Source organism: Sphingomonas aliaeris, assembly GCF_016743815.1.
Classification (GTDB): domain Bacteria; phylum Pseudomonadota; class Alphaproteobacteria; order Sphingomonadales; family Sphingomonadaceae; genus Sphingomonas; species Sphingomonas aliaeris.
On the sequence record NZ_CP061035.1, the window covers coordinates 155,366 to 173,338 of the forward strand.

A 17,973-nucleotide genomic window follows, 5' to 3' on the forward strand; every position below is an offset into this window, starting at 1 on the left:
CTCACGCAGCCCGCAGGATCACGTCGAGGTTTTTCAGCCCGTTGATGAAGTTGGACCGGAACCGTCGCGGCGGTGCTTGCACCTCGAACCGACTAACACGATCCGCCAGAATGTCGAACGCCACGCGCAACTGCATCTCGGCCAGCCGCGATCCGACGCAAACATGTTGTCCGGCCCCGAAACCGACATGCTGGGGGCCTTTGCGCGCGATGTCGAACCGGTCGGGCTGGTCGTAGACCAGGGCGTCGCGATTGCCCGAAATATACCACAGGACGACCTTGTCGCCCTTGGCGATCGCCTGCCCGCCGACCACGGTATCCTCTGTCGCGGTCCGGCGCATGTGCATCACCGGGCTTGCATGCCGCACCATTTCCGGCGCTGCGGTCTTCAGGAGCGACCGATCGGCACGCAATGCGTCCCATTGGTCGGGATTTTCGGAAAAGGCGATGACGCTGTGGCTCAGCGAGTTGCGCGTCGTCTCGTTGCCGCCGACCAGCACGAGGATCAGATTGGCGACGAAATCCCGGAACGGCACCGGAACGCCGTCGATCTCGGCATTGGCGAGCAGGGACGCGATATCGCCGGTCGGTTCGGCGCGTCGCGCCGCGAACAGGTCCTGGCTGAACGCGAAAAATTCGGCCAGCGTCTCGCCCATTGCCTCAGGACTCTGGCGGAATTCCGGATCGTCCTCGCCGACAAAGGCATTGGTCCAATGATACAGCTTGATCCAGGTGTCGCCGGGCACGCCGAGCAGTTCCGCCAGCGTCATCAACGGCAGCGGCGCGGCCAGCGTCGGCACCAGATCGATCTTCCGGTCGAGCGGCATCTCGGCAATCAGTGTTTCCACGCGGGCGCGGATCCGGGCTTCGATATCGCCCAGCCGCACCGGCGACAGCGCGGGCATGACGAACTTTCGATACCGGGTGTGGATCGGCGGATCGCGCGAAATGAAGGGTATGCCGATCGCCGACTCCCCCGCTCCGGTCAGCCCGACCTCGTTTTCGTTGAAGATGCGGTGCCCGCCATTTTCATGCGCGGAGGAGAATAAGAGTGGCTGGCGCGACACGTCGACGATGTCGGCATGGCGGGTGACGGACCAGAAACCCGCGCCATCGCTTTCCGGGTTCCAGTGGACCGGATCATTGTCGCGCAGGTCGGCGAGCACGTCCCACGGCACGCCCGCTTCGTATAGCGACGGATCCTTCAGATCGACCACGTTCAAAACGCCACGCGGACCGAGCCACCGTAGGTGCGCGGCGTGGACGGCACGAGGAAATTGTAAGGGAAACCGGCACCGCGCAGATCGAGTCCGTAGGCATAGATCTTTTCGTTGAACAGATTGGTCGCGAACGCCTTGAAGGTGAAGCGGTCCAGCGTCAGCGCGGCCGTCAGGTTGACCTTGGCATAGGCGTCTTGTTGCAGCTCGCTGTTGAGCTGGCCGGTCCCGGCGGCATTCTCGCTATTGAACGGGGAGAAATACTGGCGCGAGAAATAGGCGACACTGGGCGAGATGGTCAGCCCGTCGGTGCCGTTCTTGAACAGCGTGATGTCGACCCCACCCTGCGCGGTGAAGCGCGGCGCGAACGGCAGGTCGTTGCCGTCCAGGTTCGTGCTCTGCAACGTCAGTTGCTTGTAGGTCGAATGGAGATAGCCCGCCGCTGCCGTCAGCGTCAGCGCCGGTGACAGCCGCAAGCGCGCCTCCGCCTCGGCGCCATAGACTTCGGCCTTGGGCGCATTGACCAGGAACGATACCGGCCCGGGGCGCGTGTCCTGCACCTGCTGGTTCTTGTAGTTGTAGTAGAACCCGGCCGCAGACAGCGTCAGCATGTCAAAATAGCGGCCTTTCACGCCGACCTCATACGCATCGACGCGTTCGGGCTGGATGTACGTGATGCCTGCCGACGAGGTGTAACCGCCCCCGTTGAACGCGCCCGAACGATAACCGCGATTATAGCTGGCATAGACCAGTACGCCGCCATCGGTAGTGTAGCTGAGCGCCGCACGTCCGGTCAGCGCATTGTTCCGTCCCGGCAAGGCGAAGCGCAATGCCGGGTTGTACGCACAGGTGCCGGCCACGCCGGGGCACGGGACGGTGGTCGCGAGCGGGGTCTGCGCGCCACCGACGTCGCCGGCAAACAGGAACGCATAGCCATCGTCATACCGCGCGCGATCCCAGGTGTAGCGCGCACCGAGGGTCAGCACGAGTTGCGGGGTCAGGTTGTAATCGCCTTGCGCGAACACCGCATAGGAGCGTCGAACCTGCCGGTAATGCTGGAAGAAGCCGCCATTGACGCCCGGCCCGAGTGCACCACCGATGTTGAACGTATTGTCCGTGATCGTCCGGTCCCAGCCGTAGAAACCACCCGCGACCAGCTTCATCCTGTCGGTGCTGTAGTTCAGCCGTGCTTCCTCGCTGAACTGCTGGAATTTCGACCGCCAGTTGATGTCGAGCACGTCGAGCGGCGATCCGTCGGCGGCCTGTTGCAGGTTCTGCTTGCCGCCATCGCGCGACGTGATCGATGTGAAGGTCAGCGCGGGTGACAATTCGTAGGCGATCGTTGCCGATGCGCCATAGGCTTCGGTTCGATTCAGCCCGAGCCGGTTTTCGTTGGTCTGGAAGAAGCCGAGGCCGGACCGGAACGGCAACAGCCCGTGTATCGCCGCCTGCGAACCCTTGTCGCGTCCGCCATATATCTTCAGCTTGATGTCCAGCGGGCCGTCGCCCGGGCGCATGCGCAGGATCGCGCGGCCCTGCAGCGTATTTTGCGAATTGCCGTCCCGGCCGCCCGCGAAGACATTCTCGATCTGGCCGTCACCCTTTGCGTAATTGCCCGAGATGCGCAGGGCGAGCTGGTTCTCGACCATCGTCGTCTCGATCGCGGCCTGCGCGGTGTAGGTGCTGAAATTGCCGTAACCGGCCTCGGCATAGCCCTCGTTACCGCTCAGCGCCGGCGCCTTGGTGATGAAGTTGATCGCGCCGCCGGTCGTGTTGCGTCCGAACAGCGTGCCTTGCGGTCCGCGCAACACCTCGACCCGGTCGAGATCGAACAGTCCCATGCCGTGCGCGGTGCGGCTGGCGAGGTAGATGTCGTCGATATACACGCCGATGGGCGATGCCTGGTTGGAATTATACTCGTTCGCGACGCTGATCCCGCGCAAGCTGAAGTTCGGCTGCGTGTTGCCGTACGGGCTGCTGACCTGCAGGTTGGGCACGGCGCTCGCCAGGGCCGCGGAATTGGCGATCCCCTTCGTCGCCAGAGCGTTGCCGCTGACCGCGGAAATCGCGATCGGCACGGTCAGGATCGATTGCTCGCGACGCTGTGCCGTGACGATGATGTCGCCGTCATTGGATACCTGCCCATCGGAATTCTCGGTCGCGGTCGCCGGCCCGGTCGTGGGATCCGGGCTGGGATTGGTGGCCGGCAGCGGATCGGCGGACTGCGCGTGTGCGGCGACCGGCAGCAACGTCGTCCCGGCGAGCAGCAATGCTAATGTGTGGGCTTTCATATCCGTCTCCTGAACCGTGAAGCTCTCTTGGGGCTTCTTCCGATTACCGCTTGATAGCCGAGCCGGGGGCAAGGAGCTTTGCACGCACTTGCGCTGCTTTTTGACAAATCTTGCGCACCCGTCCGCATCCGGCAAATGCTCTGTTACGCACGCCCATAACGACGAAAGCGGCAGGAGAGAGAACAATGAAGTTCGACGGTGATTATGCGATGACGATCGGCGGCAAAGCGGTCACCGGCAGCGCGACGTTCGATGTGGTCAATCCGGCAACCGAGGCGGTGATCGCGCAGGCGCCCGATGCGACCCGCGCCGAACTCGATGCCGCGGTCGATGCGGCACGGGCCGCCTTTCCCGGCTGGGCCGCGACCCCGATCGACGACCGCCGCGCGGCACTGAATGCGCTCGGAGATGCGATCCTGGCGAACATCGATGGCCTGAAGCGGCTGCTCACCGCGGAGCAGGGCAAGCCACACGGCGATGCCGAATCCGAGATCGGTGGCGCCGGAATGTGGCTGAAGGGTGCTGCGACGCTCGATCTGCCGGTGACGGTCAACGAGGATAGTGCGGAGCGCTACAGCGAGACGCGGCATGTCCCGATCGGTGTCGTCGGGGCGATCGCGCCGTGGAATTTCCCCATGATCCTGGCGATGTTCAAGGTCGGGCCGGCGCTGCTTGCGGGGAACGCGTTGGTGTTGAAACCCTCGCCGTTCACCCCGCTGACGACCCTGAAGTTCGGCGAGATTGCCGCCGGGATCTTGCCGCCGGGCGTGCTCAACGTCGTCACCGGTGGCGATGCGCTGGGGCCGTGGATCACCGGGCATCCCGGGATCGACAAGGTCAGCTTCACCGGATCGACCGCGACCGGACGTCGCGTGATGCAAAGCGCGTCCGCGACACTGAAACGCGTCACGCTCGAACTGGGCGGCAACGATCCCGCGATCGTCATGCCCGACGTCGATGTCGCGAAGGTCGCGGAGGAACTGTTCTGGGCAGCATTCCGCAACAACGGCCAGATCTGCATCGCGACCAAGCGCATGTACGTCCACACCGACATCTACGATGAACTCAAGGCGGCGATTGTCGCCTATGCGAAGACCGTCAGGATCGGGGACGGCGCGGAGCAGGGCACGCAGATCGGGCCGATCAACAACAAGCCGCAATATGATCGTGTGCTCGACCTGATCGGCGATGCGAAGGATCGGGGATACAGCTTCCTGATCGGCGGCGAGCAGCGCGATGCCCCAGGGTACTTCATTCCCGTGACGATCATCGACAATCCGCCGGAAGACAGCCGCATCGTTCAGGAAGAACAGTTCGGCCCGGTCCTCCCGCTGATCAGGTTCGACGATCTGGACGACGTCATAGCCAAGGCAAACGCAACCGAATTCGGCCTCGGCGCGTCGGTATGGAGCGCCGATGAGGACCGCGCGCTGGCCGTGGCACGGCGCATCGCCAGCGGCACCGTGTGGATCAACGAAACGCAGCACCTGACGCCGCTTGCGGCATTCGGAGGCATGAAGCAATCGGGCCTCGGCGTAGAGGGTGGCAGGGAAGGTTTGCTCGAATACACCAATGCGCAGACCGTGACCCGGCGGCGTTCCTGAAGCCAGTGGCGGCTTTCTTCATGCCAGGTGACCTCGTCCCGAGAGCCTCGCCTTACACCCCCTAACCCTCGCCCCGCAGCCGGTATCCCACCCCCAGTTCGTTGGCGATCACGCTCCCCACGGGCGCGGGGAATTCGATCTTCTGGCGCAGGTTGCGGATCACGATGCGCAGATATTCGACGCGCGGATCCTCGTCGCGGCCCCACGCCGCGGTGATGATGCGGTCATGCGTCACGACGCGCCCGATATGCCGCGCGAGCACGCCCAGCACGTCCTGTTCCTTCCGCGTCAGATGCACGTCCACCCCGTCGCGCTGCACGATGCGCGCATCCAGATCGATCGAGAGGTCGCCGCGCCGGATCACCTTCTGCGCCGCGTCGCCACCGCCGCGATGCCGCAACGCGACCCGCAGCCGGGCAAGCAATTCCTCCGAATCGAACGGCTTGGAGACGAAATCGTCCGCCCCCAGATCGAGCGCCGCGACCTTTTCCTCCGTCGCGTCGCGGGCCGAGACGACCAGGATCACCGCATCGCCGTCGCGGCGCAGCAACGGTATCAGGCCCAGCCCGTCCCGGTCGGGCAGGCCGAGGTCGAGCAGGATCGCATCGGGCTGGTGCAGCGCCGCACCGGTCAGCGCCTCGCGCCCGTCCATCGCCTCGATCACCGCATAGCCCGCGCGCTCCAGCGTGTTGCGCAACAGGCGCCGGATCGACACCTCGTCGTCGACGATCAGCACCTTGCCCGGCATCAGATGACCCTTTCCAGCGCCGCGCCGCGCACGATCAACTCGCCCGGAAAGACCAGGGTGAAGGCCGCACCCGGCCCGTCGTCGCGATTGCCTGCCTCCACCGTCATGCCCATCGCTTCGGCGAACGCCTTGACGATGGCAAGCCCCAGCCCAGTCCCGCCGATCGCGCGGTCCGATCCCTCCAGCCGCCGGAACGTCTCGAAAACCTCCGCTTCCCGTCCGGGCGGCAGGCCCGGCCCGCGGTCGACGATCGACAGGCGGATCTGCCCGTACAGGTGGCGCCCCTCGATCCGGATCGGGGTTCCGGGGTCGCCGTAGCGGCCGGCATTGTCGAGCAGGTTGAGCAGGCAATGATGCAGCAATTGCGCGTCGACGCGAACGAGCGGCAGGTCGGGCGGCACGTCGAGCTGCAGGTCGTGCCCCTCCAGCGCGCGGCGCGCGTCGTGCGATGCCCCGGCGACCGCATCGCTCAGGTCGGTCGCGTCCACGTTGAGCTTCAGCGCACCGGCCTCCACCCGCGCCATGTCGAGCAGGTTGCCGACGAAGCGGTTCAGACGCATCGCCTCGGTCCGGATCACCGCGATCACTTCGGGCGTCGCGCCGTGATCCAGCTGGTCGGCGGCGGCGATCACCGCGGTCAACGGCGTCCTGAAATCGTGGCTGACGGACGACAGAAGCGCCGCGCGCAGCCGGTCCCGCGTCCGCACGGCCTCCACGTCGCGCATCTCCGTCTCCAGCCGCAACCGTTCCAGCACCAGCGCGGACTGGTCGATCAGGCTGGTCAGCAACGGCAGTTGATCGGCGCGGACCGGGTCGCCGGCATCTGCGCGTGCGACGCCGATAACCGCCAGCGTCCGCCCCCCGGCCTGTAATGGCGTGAACAGCCATTCGGACGCGGCGAGCGTCCCCGATCCCTTGCCCGCGACCGTCCCGGTGTCGAACGCCCAGTTCGCCGCGGCCAGGTCCATCGTGTCCAGCCGATAGGCGGGGTTGCTCGCCGCCTGCACCGTCACGCCCGTCCCCGTGCCCGTGACGAGCAGCACCGTCTGCACGTCGAACACGCGCGCGATATCGTCGCAGATCATCCGCGCGGCTTCCGACGGATCGTTGACGCTGCTCAACTGGCGCAGGAACCCGGCCAGCGTGGCATTGGTCCGCGCGCTCGCCGATGCCAGGTCCGCCTGCGCGCGGACCCGCGACGTCAACTGGCTGGTGGCGATCGCGACGCCCAGCAGGACGAAGATCGAAACGACGTTCTCGGGATTGTTGACGCTGAACGTGCCGACCGGCGGCAGGAAGAAGAAGTTATAGGCAAGGCTGCACACCAGCCCGGCGAACAGCCCGGTGCGCAGGCCGTACAGGCTCGCCGCCGCCATCACCGGCAACAGGTACAGCAAGGCGACGTTGCCCAGGTTCAGGACGTGGAACAGCGCACTGGCGATCCCCGTCACCGCGGCGATCATCGCCACGGTGATCGCATAGCCGGCAATCGAACCCCGCCCCGATGCCGCGCCCGCACCCCCGTGCACACCGTGTCCGCGCGGTCCGCGCGTCTTCGCCGGTCCGGCCATCGGCAGCACATGCACCGTGACGCCGCTGGTCCCCCGGATCAGCGCATCGACCACCGAACCGTGCAGGAATTCGAACCAGCGCGGCCGCCGTGATTTGCCGACGACGAGTTGCGTCGCGCGGGCATGCGCGACGAAATCGCGTATCCCCTCTATCACCGATGCGGCGGGCACCGTGGCGACCACCGCGCCCAATTGCGTGGCGAGCGTCATCGCCGCCGCCAGCCGCCGATGCTCCTCCTCGGTGAAGTGCAGCGTGCGCGGCGTCTCGATGAACACCGCGGTCCAGGGTGCGTGCAGCCCGTCGGCGACGCGCTTGGCCGCGCGCACCAGCCCGTCCGCGCCGGGCAGTTCGTTGATCGCGACGACGATGCGGTCGCTCCCCGCCCATGTCCCGCCGATCCCGATCGCACGGACATGCTCCAGCATCTGCGCATCCACCGCCTGTGCCGCGCGCCGCAACGCCAGTTCGCGCAGCGCGGACAGGTTGGATTTGGAGAAGAAGTGCGACAGCGCCCGCGTCGCTTCGTGCGGCAGGTAGACCTTGCCGTCCTTCAACCGCTGGATCAGTTCGTCGGGCGGGATATCCACCACTTCGATCTCGGCCTGTTCCAGCACGCCGTCCGGCACCGTCTCGCGCACCCGGACGCGGGTGAAGGACGCGACGACGTCGTTCAGGCTTTCGAGATGCTGGATGTTGATCGTCGAATAGACGTGGATCCCCGCCGCCAGCAGTTCCTCGACATCCTGATAGCGCTTGGCGTGGCGGCTGCCCGGCGCATTGGTATGCGCCAGTTCGTCGACCAGCACGAGCCGCGGCGCACGCGCGAGGATCGCGTCAAGATCCATCTCGTCGATCGCATGGCCTTCATAGGCGGCGGCGCGGCGCGGCACGATCTCCTGTCCGCGCGTCAGCGCTTCGGTCTCGGCGCGCCCATGCGTCTCGACCACGCCGATCACCACGTCCACCCCGGCTCGGCGCCGTTCCGCGCCTTCGGACAACATCTCGAACGTCTTGCCGACGCCCGGTGCCGCGCCCAGGAATATCTTCAAACGGCCACGGCCCTCCTGCGCGGCCTGACGCAGAAGGGCCTCCGGGGATGGTCGCTCGGCCCCGGTCATCCGCCGGCGGCATCCAGCGCGCGGTTCAGCGCCAGCACGTTGACCTTGGGATCGCCCAATATTCCGAACAGCGGCGTCTCGACATGCGCCTCGACCAGCGATCGCACACGCGCGACGGGCATGTTGCGGACCCGCGCCACCCGGTCGACCTGCGCCAGCGCCGATGCCGGTGACAGATCGGGGTCGAGACCGGAACCGGATGCGGTGACCAGATCGGCGGGCAGTGCGCCGGTCATGCCCTCGGCGCGGCGTCGTGCGACGTCGGCCGCGATGCGATCGACCAGCGCCTTCGATGTCGGGCCCAGGTTGGAACCGGACGAGGCGAGCCCGTCATAGCCCTTGCCGGCGGCGGACGGGCGCGTCTGGAAATAGCGTTCGCTGGTAAAGGCCTGCCCGACCACGCTGGATCCGATGACCGTGCCGCCCTGCCTGATCAGGCTGCCATTCGCCTGATGCGGGAAGATCGCTTGTCCGATGCCGGTCATCGCCAGAGGATAGAGAATGCCGAGCACGATGGCGAACAGGATCGTCATGACGAAAGCGGGGCGCAACGCGCTGGTAAAGTCCTTGCCCATGATAGGTTCCTCAGGCGAGACCCAGGCCGCCAACGGCCAGGTCGATGATCTTGATGCCGACGAACGGGGCGATCAGGCCGCCCAGGCCGTAGACGGTGAGGTTGCGCGCGAGCAGCGGCCCGGCGGCCATCGGCGTGTATTTCACGCCCCGCAGCGCCAGCGGCACGAGCAGCGGGATGATCACGGCGTTGAAGATGATCGCGCTCAGGATCGCCGATTGCGGCGTCGCCAGCCCCATCACGTTCAGCACGCCCAGCCCGGGATACAAGGCGACGAAGATCGCCGGGATGATCGCGAAATATTTCGCGACGTCGTTCGCCACCGAAAACGTGGTCAGCGCCCCGCGCGTCATCAGCAACTGCTTGCCCAGCCCGACGATCTCGATCAGCTTGGTCGGATCGCTGTCCAGGTCGACCATGTTGCCGGCCTCGCGCGCGGCCTGCGTGCCGGTGTTCATCGCCACGCCGACATCGGACTGCGCCAGCGCGGGCGCATCGTTGGTTCCGTCGCCGCACATCGCGACCAGCTTGCCGCCATCCTGTTCCTTGCGGATCAGCGCCAGCTTGTCCTCCGGTGTCGCCTGCGCCAGGAAATCGTCCACCCCGGCCTCGGCGGCGATCGCCGCGGCGGTCAGCGGATTGTCGCCGGTGATCATCACCGTGCGGATGCCCATCGTGCGCAGTTCGCCGAACCGCTCGCGGATGCCCGCCTTGACCACATCCTTCAGGAAGATCGCACCCAGCAGGCGGCCGTCCTTCGCGACGGCCAGCGGCGTCCCGCCGGCACGCGCGATCTCGTCCGTGGCGCGGCGCAGCGCGGTCGCCGCCGCGGTCTGCCCGGCACCCGGATTGGCCTTCAGGATCGACTCCACCGCGCCCTTCTGGATCAGCATGCCATCGGTCCGGACGCCCGAGATACGCGTCTGCGCGGTGAACGGGATGACCTCCGCGCCGTCCGGCAGCGCGGCGACCGTCACGCCGAACCGCTCGCGCGCCAGCAGCACGATCGATCGGCCCTCGGGCGTCTCGTCCGCCAGGCTGGCGAGCAGTGCCGCCTCGGCGAGTTCCCCGTCGCTGACGCCGCCGACGGCGCGGAATTCGCTCGCCTGACGGTCGCCGATCGTGATCGTCCCCGTCTTGTCCAGCAGCAGCACGTCGATATCGCCGGCCGCCTCCACCGCGCGCCCCGATTTGGCGAGCACGTTGTATCGCACCAGCCGGTCCATTCCGGCGATGCCGATCGCCGACAAAAGGGCCGCGATCGTCGTCGGGATCAGCGTGATCAGCAAGGCGGCGAGCATCGCCACCGGCACGCTGCCGCCGGCATAGGATGCGAAGCCCGGAATGGTGCCGACCGCGATCAGGAAGATGATCGTCAGCCCGACCAGCAACACCGTCAGCGCGATCTCGTTCGGCGTCTTCTGCCGCTGCGCGCCTTCGACCAGCGCGATCATCCGGTCGAGGAACCCTTCGCCCGGATTGGCCGTGACGCGGATGCGGATCTCGTCCGACACGACGCGCGTGCCTGCGGTCACCGCCGAACGGTCGCCGCCCGCCTCGCGGATCACCGGCGCGCTTTCTCCCGTGATCGCCGCCTCGTTGACCGATGCGACGCCGGACACGACCTCGCCGTCCGCCGGGATCAGGTCGCCGCCTCCCGTGCCGCCAGCCGTGACCAGCACGATGTCGCCGGCGCGCAGTGCGCTTGCCGGAACCTGCTCGATCTGGTCCCCCTTCATCCGCCGCGCGGTCAGTTCCGCCTTGGTCGCGCGCAGGCTGGCCGCCTGTGCCTTGCCGCGGCCCTCTGCCAGCGCTTCGGCGAACGTGCCGAACAGCACGGTCAGCCACAGCCAGACGACCAGTTGCAGCTTGAAGCCGGTCGACAGGTCGTCGTGTCCGATGACGAGCAGGATCGTCATCAGCGCGGCGACGACGGCGGTGACGAACATCACCGGGTTGCGGATCAGCTGTCTGGGATCGAGTTTGTGGAATGCCTCGCCGATCGCCGGAGCGATCAGGTCTGCGGTGAAGAGCGACGTTTTCGCGGTGCGTGCCATCGTGGCTGGTCCTGTCAGAAGGTTTTGCCGGCGATCATCGCGAGATGATCGGCGATCGGGCCGAGCGCGAGGCTCGGCAGGAACGTGAGCCCGCCGAGGATCAGGATCGTGCCGACGAGCAGCCCGACCCACAGTCCGCCGGTCGTGGGGAACGATCCTGCGCTTTCCGGCGTGTATTTCTTCGCGGCCAGGCTTCCCGCGATGGCCAGCATCGGCACGATCACGAAAAATCGGCCCAGCCACATCGCGACGCCCAGCATTCCGTCGTAATAGGGCGTGTTGGCGCTCAGCCCGGCAAAGGCCGATCCGTTGTTCCCGACCGCGCTGGTGAACGCGTACACGATCTCCGAAAAGCCGTGCGGGCCTTTATTGAGCGGCCCCGCCAGCCCGGGCTCCACGACCGCGCTGATCGCGCTGAAACCCAGGATTATCAGCGGCAAAGTCGCGATAGCTAATACCGCGAGCTTCACCTCCAGATTCCCGATCTTCTTCCCCAAATACTCCGGCACCCGCCCCACCATCAACCCGGCGACGAAAACCGCGAGGATGGCGAACAGCAGGAAGCCGTAGATTCCGGCGCCGACGCCCCCGATCACGACCTCGCCCAGTTGGATGTTGATCAGCGGGATCATACCGCCGATCGCGGTGAAGCTGTCATGCATGCCGTTGACCGCGCCGCACGAGGCGGCAGTGGTGACGACCGAGAACAAGGCGGTCGCGGCGATGCCGAAACGCACCTCCTTGCCCTCCATATTGCCACCCGCAACCGCCAGATGGTGGACGATCGGGTTGCCGGCGGCTTCCTGCCAGTAGGTGATGCCGACACCGATCGTGAAAAGGATGATCATCGCCGAGAGGATCGCCCACCCCTGGCGCGTGTTGCCGACCGCCTTGCCGAACGTCCAGGTCAGGCCGAAGCCGATCGCGAAAATCGACAGCATCTGGATTAGGTTGGTCAGCGCGGTCGGGTTCTCGAAGGGATGCGCGCTGTTGGCGTTGAAGAAGCCGCCGCCGTTGGTGCCGAGCATCTTGATCGCTTCCTGGCTGGCGACGGGCCCGAGCGCCAGCGTCTGCCTCGCGCCTTCCAGCGTCGTCACGTCGACCGTGCCCGCCAGCGTCTGCGGCACCCCGCTTGCGATGTAAAACAGCGTGAGCAGCGCGCAGAGCGGAAGCAGGAGATACAAAGTGACGCGCGTCATATCGGCCCAGAAATTGCCGATCGTGGTGGCAGAGCGCCGCGCGAAACCGCGAAACAGAGCGAATGCGAGCGCGATACCGGTCGCTGCCGACAGGAAGTTGTGAATCGTCAGGCCGAACGTCTGGCTGAAGTTCGACAGGGTCGATTCCCCGCCATAACTTTGCCAGTTGGTATTGGTTGTGAAGCTGACCGCCGTATTGAAGGCAAGATGCCCGCTGAGACCCGGCAACCCCTGGGGATTGCCGGGCAACACGCCCTGCAGCCGCAATACGGCGTAGGTCAGGACCATCAGCACGGTGTTGAATAGCAGCATGTGCAGCGCGTATCGCCGCCACCCTTGCTCGACCTGCGGGTCGATGCCGGACAGTCTGTAGAAACCGCGCTCGACCGGGGCGAGCATCGGATGGAGCGGCGTACGCCGTCCTTCGTACAATGCGAACAGCCACGATCCCATAGGCCGGGTCAGCGCGAGGAGAATGGCGACGAAGCCGAGGATCAGGATCCATCCCTGAAATGTCATGGGATCGCGCTCCTTTCTAGAAGCGTTCGGGGCGGATCAACACCGCCACCAGATAGATGAGCAGCCCGAGCGCGGTGATCGCGGCGAGCCAGAGGTCGAGCGTCATGGAATGGTCCCCGGCGGTTCAGGCGTTGTCGCACAGGCGCAGATAGGCGAGCGTCATCGCGACCAATCCCGCCATGACGAGGATCCAAAGGAGGTCCTGCATTGCTTATACTCCGGGTGGTCAGAAGGATGCGGTGAGCGAAACCAGCGCGGTCCCGCCGGCGATATTGCCCGTGCCGTCCTGCCCCTTGCTGAAGCTCGGGCGCAGATAGGCGGCGTCGCGGTTCGAGATGTCGGTGCCGACATAGGATGCGTTGAGCGTTAGGTTACGCCACGTGACGTCGGCGCCCAGCGACCAGTCCCAATAGGAACCCGTCGGCGATACGGCGGTCGCGTTCGGGCCGAGGCCGTTCTGGCCCCGGCTATGCCCGATATGAGCCTTGGCGGTGATCGGCGTGGCGGCGATGGCGAATGCGCCGTCGCCTCAGACGTAGAGATTATCACCCTTGGCGCCGGGATCGGTGTAGACGCCAGCCGCCGCGGCCGCGCCCGTTGCATACCATTTGCCGAGCGCCTGCTGCCTCGGCGCATAGGCGAGGCCTGCGGTCAGCGTGGCGGGCCCGGCCGTACCGGTCAGCTTCACATAAGGTTCGGCGAAGTCGGTCTTGTCGGCTCCGCCGGGATAAAGGTACCAGGTCAGCCCGGCATCCAGCGTAGTGGTGGCCGACAGGGTCGTCGTGTATCCGCCGATCAGGTCGAGCTCCAGATTGGCCCCGCCGAACGTGCCCCATCCGCCCAGGTTCGACGCCCAGGTGCCGACATGGAAGCCGCTATCGTGCGCTATCGCGATGCCGCCCTGTACCGCCATCTCCGTGTCCGACTGCGACACGCCGCGGAACCGGTAATCGGATGCTATGCCGACCGACCCACTGATGGTGAGTCCGGTCGACGGTCCCGCTTTTTCGACGGTGTCGTCCTCGCGCTCTGACTGTGCGTGAGACTTTGTAGGCATCGCCAAGATCGCGACTGCTATAGCCCAATATGCGAATTTCATGCTTGCCCTCAAACCGAGTGACGTCCGCGAGAATTTGCGGCGTCTTGAGGCTGTCCGATTAGGCGTATGTCGCGTTTTATTTCGAGAGCGAATTCGGCGTTTCGCGTAGCGCTGGCATATGTTTTGCAAGATTTGGGAGAGATACCCCGCTCAGGCTGATAAGTTGCGTATTGGCTACAAGCGTGTCTTGCGACAGACGGACCTTTCTCCACCAATAAGTGAGCATTTCAGTTGGCGGCGCGCTACAGCGCGAAGAATAACAGAATCTCAAGCCATGGGGGTAGCGCTGCGATCGGCGATATCGTTCGCGTCAGCGTGGGCCGCGTTTTGGGTGCGCATAGCGCGCCGTAGTTTGCACTTGAGTGTTGCCAAGCAATCTCCCGATCATGGGCAGCCCTTTCCCGGTAGTCACGGCGATGAACGCGAATATGTGCCGAAGGTTTTGGATTCGAACGTCCTTAAACCGCTCGTGCCCTGACGCGCTGCCAGAATGGTTGGAGATCGTATAGATCCCGGGCGGAGAGGTGCCTGCAATGACATGCGGGTTGAACGCCGCACTCTTTATCGCCGACAGGACATCTATTGCCGCATGACCGGCTTGGCGCCGGTTTTGGAATCGGCAACTGCTTGGTTATTGCCGGGAATTCTGCCGCTGAATTATGTGGCCATGCGGCTGGACGATGCGTCGACGGCGCTGTCTGTCGACGCATGCTCCCTTAACTCGCAGGTCTGGCCCGCGATGCGATGCAAGCCGTTCGCTAATAACGGTACTCAGTTTAAACCCATCTGCTTCGACACGACAGCTGCCGCACACTCAAGATGTCTCATAACATCGACATAGGTTATTGCGGATATTGGTAACTGAACGCACGCTTCCGCCAGTTCGAACGGGAGAAGCGTATTGGCGATCGACCAGCACGACGGCCTTCGGGATCGCACCGCTTGGCGGTACCGTAGCGACCTAGCACCGTTGGTACTGACCGATGCGCGTGTCCTCGGATGACTGACGCGCACGACTGGCAGACGCTGTCATTGCGGCTCGGTGTCGCCACCATTGCCGGACTGCTGGTCGGATTGGAGCGCGAGTGGCGGGGGCGGGATGCCGGACTGCGGACGCACGCCTTGATCGCGCTCAGTTCGGCAGCGATCACGGTTTCCGCCCTGATCGTCGCACAGGATCAGCCGCCCGATCGCGACAGCGATCCGTTGCGCGCGGTGCAGGGCATCGCGCAGGCGGTTGGCCTGATCGCGGGCGGCCTGATCTTCGTGCGGGGCAGCGACGTGCGAAATATCACGACGGCAGCCAGCCTTTGGGTCAGCGCCGCGATCGGAATCTCGGCTGGCGCCGGCCAGTTCGAACTTACGCTTCTGCTGGGCGCGGCGACCCTGATGGTGCTCGCGATCGTCGGCCTGACGGAGCGAAGTTTCCCCCGGCGCTTCGGCGATAGCACCACTCCGACGCCGCCCGATCTCCGAGGCCAAGATAAAGCCGGCCCCATACCGACAATCGAAGGACGTGAGCCATGAACTCGCCGATGGACGCTACCGCCGGTCCCACCGCCGCATCCGGACGCGGGTCCACGCGGCAAGGTGGTGTCCTTGCGGCGATAGTCGGCGGGCTGGTCGGGCTGATCGGTCTGATACTGGCGATCGGCGGCGTCTGGCTCGTTGCGGTCGGGGGATCGCCATATTACCTGATCGCCGGCATCGCGATGGTCGTTTCGGGATGGCTGTTGATCCGGGGGCGCGTGGCGGGCGCCCGGTTGTATGCCGCGATCGTCGCGCTGACGATCCTCTGGGCCTTTTGGGAAGTCGGCACGAACGGTTGGGCGTTGGTGCCCCGCGTGATCGCGCCATTGGTACTGCTGGTCGCGGTGCTGCTGGTCGTCCCGTCGATCACGCACGGCGCGCATCGCTGGCGGAAGGCGCTTGTATCGATCGCCGCTATCGTCGGAATGACGGCGCTTGGCGGCGTGGTGTTGGGGCAGATGAACCGCCCGCGTGTCCTGGCAACGCTCCCGGTTTCTGGCCGGACGATGGGCGATCCGGCGCAGATGCAAGCGGGGGCGGATTGGCCGGCTTATGGCGGCTCGTACAGCGCACGTCGCTTCACGCCGCTGACCCAGATCACACCGGCAAACGTCAACACGCTGGAACGCGCATGGACGATCCACACGGGCGATCTGCCATCGGCGGAGGCAAAGGGCACGTACGGTGCCGAGAACACGCCGCTGAAAATCGGCGACACTTTGTACGTCTGCACGCCAAAAAGCATCGTCATCGCGCTCGACCCGGCAAGCGGGCAGCAGCGCTGGCGGTACGACCCGCAGGTGCCCGACAGCGCGATCCCCTATACCGCCGCCTGCCGCGGGGTGAGCTATTTCGCCGTTCCCGGCGCTGCCGCTGGCGACGCCTGCGCGACGCGGATCATCTGGGGTACGCTCGACGCGCATATCTTTGCGATCGACGCGCGCAGCGGCCGCCCTTGCGAGGGGTTCGGCACGCATGGCCGGGTCGATGCCAAGATAGGCATGGGCGACACGCCGCCAGGCTTCGTCTCGATCAACTCGCCGCCGACGATCGTGCGCGGCGTGGTCGTCACCGGGCATCAGGTACTCGACGGACAGGACCGCTGGGCACCGTCCGGAGTGATCCAAGGCTTCGATGCGGTAACCGGCCGGCTGCGTTGGGCGTGGGACATGATGCACCCCGACTGGTCTGGCTATCCTCCCGCCGGGCAGACCTGGGCGCGCGGCACGCCGAACATGTGGACGATCGCCAGCGGTGACGAGCAACTGGGCCTCGTCTATCTGCCGATGGGCAACGCCGCGGCTGATTATTACAGTTCGCTGCGCCGCCCGCCCGAAAACGCCTTCGCGACGTCGCTGGTCGCGCTTGATGTTACCACCGGCAAGCCGCGCTGGCGGTTCCAGGCGGTGCGCAAGGACGTCTGGGACTATGATTTCGGCGCGCAGGCGACGCTGGTCGACTATCGCGGCACGCCCGCCTTGGTCCTGCCGAGCAAGCAGGGCGACATGTACATTCTCGACCGCCGGACCGGTCGGGCGCTGACCCCGGTCGGCACGATCCGTGCGCCCGGCGGCGGCGTCGAACCTCAGGAGCGTTCGCCGTTCCAGATCGTGTCGAACTGGCATACCCTGCGCAAACCCGTTCTGACCGAGCGCGACATGTGGGGCATGTCCCCGATCGACCAGATGATCTGCCGGATCCAGTTCCGGAAAGCGCGCTACGAGGGGTTCTTCACGCCGCCGAACACCGACCGGCGCTCGATCACCTATCCCGGTTATAATGGCGGAACGGACTGGGGCGGGGTCGCTGTCGATCCGCAGCGCGGCGTGATCGTCGCCAATTACAACGACATGCCAAACTATACACGGCTGGTGCCGCGCGCCCGAGCCAATGAACTTGGCTGGGCACCCCGCAACCAGGCGCGGGGCCGGATCGGCGGGGCGGAAGGCGCGGGCGATCCGCAGGCCAACACGCCCTACGCCGTGGACGTGAATGCCGGATGGCGCATGAAATTCACCGGCATGCTGTGCAAACAGCCGCCCTATGGCGGCATCCGTGCGATCGACATGGCGACGGGCAAGACGATCTGGGATCGCCCCTTCGGCACCGCCCGCACCAATGGCCCGTTCGGCATACCGTCGATGTTGCCGCTGACGATCGGAACGCCGAACAATGGCGGCGCGGTGGTAACGGCAAGCGGTCTCATCTTTATCGCTGCGGCGACCGACAATCTGATCCGCGCGATCGATCTCGCGACCGGCGAAACGCTCTGGACGAAGACGCTGCCGGGTGGCGGGCAGGCGACGCCGATGGTCTATGAGCAGGGCGGACGTGAATATCTCGTCATCTACGCCGGCGGACACCATTTCATGGAGACGCCCGTCAGCGATCAGGTGATCGCCTACGCCCTGCCGGCGCGATAGGAACCGGGGCGTTCGGGGCCGGG

The 17,973-nt window shown here is 65.6% G+C and carries 11 protein-coding genes and 1 pseudogene; 3 read left to right on the plus strand and 9 right to left on the minus strand.

The window, feature by feature from the left end; translation table 11 throughout:
* Position 1: 1 nt before the first annotated feature.
* Both H5J25_RS00660 and H5J25_RS00665 read right to left on the minus strand, forming a co-directional pair.
* On the minus strand, positions 2-1,216 hold the full coding sequence (locus H5J25_RS00660) for a cytochrome P450 (protein ID WP_202093818.1): 1,215 nt from the start codon (positions 1,214-1,216) through the stop codon (positions 2-4).
* Positions 1,217-1,218: 2 nt separating this feature from the next.
* The gene (locus H5J25_RS00665; protein WP_202093820.1) at positions 1,219-3,507 is read right to left on the minus strand and encodes a TonB-dependent receptor; all 2,289 of its coding nucleotides are present in this window, start codon (positions 3,505-3,507) and stop codon (positions 1,219-1,221) included.
* A 185-nt stretch (positions 3,508-3,692) separates the two neighbouring features.
* Here H5J25_RS00665 and H5J25_RS00670 point away from each other — a divergent pair, with 185 nt between their 5' ends.
* A complete protein-coding gene (locus H5J25_RS00670; RefSeq protein WP_202093822.1) occupies positions 3,693-5,111 on the plus strand; it encodes an aldehyde dehydrogenase family protein in 1,419 nt (472 codons plus the stop codon).
* Positions 5,112-5,172: 61 nt separating this feature from the next.
* Here the strand turns inward: H5J25_RS00670 and H5J25_RS00675 are convergent, their stop codons facing one another.
* The 7 genes and pseudogenes from H5J25_RS00675 to H5J25_RS00705 form a co-directional block, all read right to left on the minus strand.
* Positions 5,173-5,859 (minus strand): response regulator transcription factor, encoded by a 687-nt coding sequence (locus H5J25_RS00675; RefSeq protein WP_202093824.1) that lies wholly within the window; start codon positions 5,857-5,859, stop codon positions 5,173-5,175.
* On the minus strand, positions 5,859-8,549 hold the full coding sequence (locus H5J25_RS00680; protein ID WP_202093826.1) for a sensor histidine kinase: 2,691 nt from the start codon (positions 8,547-8,549) through the stop codon (positions 5,859-5,861). Before H5J25_RS00680 ends, H5J25_RS00675 begins: the two co-directional genes overlap by 1 nt.
* Positions 8,546-9,124: a potassium-transporting ATPase subunit KdpC gene (gene kdpC, locus H5J25_RS00685; protein WP_202093828.1), complete on the minus strand. Its 579-nt coding sequence runs from the start codon at positions 9,122-9,124 to the stop codon at positions 8,546-8,548. Before kdpC ends, H5J25_RS00680 begins: the two co-directional genes overlap by 4 nt.
* Before the next feature lie 10 nt (positions 9,125-9,134).
* On the minus strand, positions 9,135-11,180 hold the full coding sequence (gene kdpB / locus H5J25_RS00690) for a potassium-transporting ATPase subunit KdpB (protein WP_202093830.1): 2,046 nt from the start codon (positions 11,178-11,180) through the stop codon (positions 9,135-9,137).
* A gap of 14 nt (positions 11,181-11,194) precedes the next feature.
* Complete coding sequence (gene kdpA, locus H5J25_RS00695; RefSeq protein ID WP_202093832.1) at positions 11,195-12,898, minus strand: potassium-transporting ATPase subunit KdpA; 1,704 nt, start codon at positions 12,896-12,898, stop codon at positions 11,195-11,197.
* Between the two features lie 16 nt (positions 12,899-12,914).
* Positions 12,915-13,004, minus strand: coding sequence for a K(+)-transporting ATPase subunit F (gene kdpF, locus H5J25_RS00700; RefSeq protein WP_055761421.1), 90 nt, complete (start codon positions 13,002-13,004; stop codon positions 12,915-12,917).
* Between the two features lie 120 nt (positions 13,005-13,124).
* Positions 13,125-13,997 (minus strand): annotated as a pseudogene (locus H5J25_RS00705) (TorF family putative porin).
* A 999-nt stretch (positions 13,998-14,996) separates the two neighbouring features.
* Here H5J25_RS00705 and H5J25_RS00710 point away from each other — a divergent pair.
* Together H5J25_RS00710 and H5J25_RS00715 are read left to right on the plus strand one after the other, a co-directional pair.
* Complete coding sequence (locus tag H5J25_RS00710) at positions 14,997-15,524, plus strand: MgtC/SapB family protein (RefSeq protein WP_202093834.1); 528 nt, start codon at positions 14,997-14,999, stop codon at positions 15,522-15,524.
* 8 nt (positions 15,525-15,532) lie between these two features.
* Positions 15,533-17,950, plus strand: a complete 2,418-nt coding sequence (locus H5J25_RS00715) for a membrane-bound PQQ-dependent dehydrogenase, glucose/quinate/shikimate family (RefSeq protein ID WP_202095847.1) — start codon at positions 15,533-15,535, stop codon at positions 17,948-17,950.
* The last annotated feature ends 23 nt before the right edge of the window (positions 17,951-17,973 follow it).

Excerpts from the sequence above, each read along its gene's own strand:
- kdpF (WP_055761421.1), bottom strand. The coding sequence starts at position 13,004 with ATGACGCTCGACCTCTGGCTCGCCGCGATCACCGCGCTCGGGCTGCTC.
- kdpA (WP_202093832.1), bottom strand. The coding sequence starts at position 12,898 with ATGACATTTCAGGGATGGATCCTGATCCTCGGCTTCGTCGCCATTCTC.
- H5J25_RS00665 (WP_202093820.1), bottom strand. The coding sequence starts at position 3,507 with ATGAAAGCCCACACATTAGCATTGCTGCTCGCCGGGACGACGTTGCTG.
- H5J25_RS00680 (WP_202093826.1), bottom strand. The coding sequence starts at position 8,549 with ATGACCGGGGCCGAGCGACCATCCCCGGAGGCCCTTCTGCGTCAGGCC.
- H5J25_RS00675 (WP_202093824.1), bottom strand. The coding sequence starts at position 5,859 with ATGCCGGGCAAGGTGCTGATCGTCGACGACGAGGTGTCGATCCGGCGC.
- H5J25_RS00670 (WP_202093822.1), top strand. The coding sequence starts at position 3,693 with ATGAAGTTCGACGGTGATTATGCGATGACGATCGGCGGCAAAGCGGTC.
- kdpC (WP_202093828.1), bottom strand. The coding sequence starts at position 9,124 with ATGGGCAAGGACTTTACCAGCGCGTTGCGCCCCGCTTTCGTCATGACG.
- H5J25_RS00715 (WP_202095847.1), top strand. The coding sequence starts at position 15,533 with ATGGACGCTACCGCCGGTCCCACCGCCGCATCCGGACGCGGGTCCACG.
- H5J25_RS00710 (WP_202093834.1), top strand. The coding sequence starts at position 14,997 with ATGACTGACGCGCACGACTGGCAGACGCTGTCATTGCGGCTCGGTGTC.
- kdpB (WP_202093830.1), bottom strand. The coding sequence starts at position 11,180 with ATGGCACGCACCGCGAAAACGTCGCTCTTCACCGCAGACCTGATCGCT.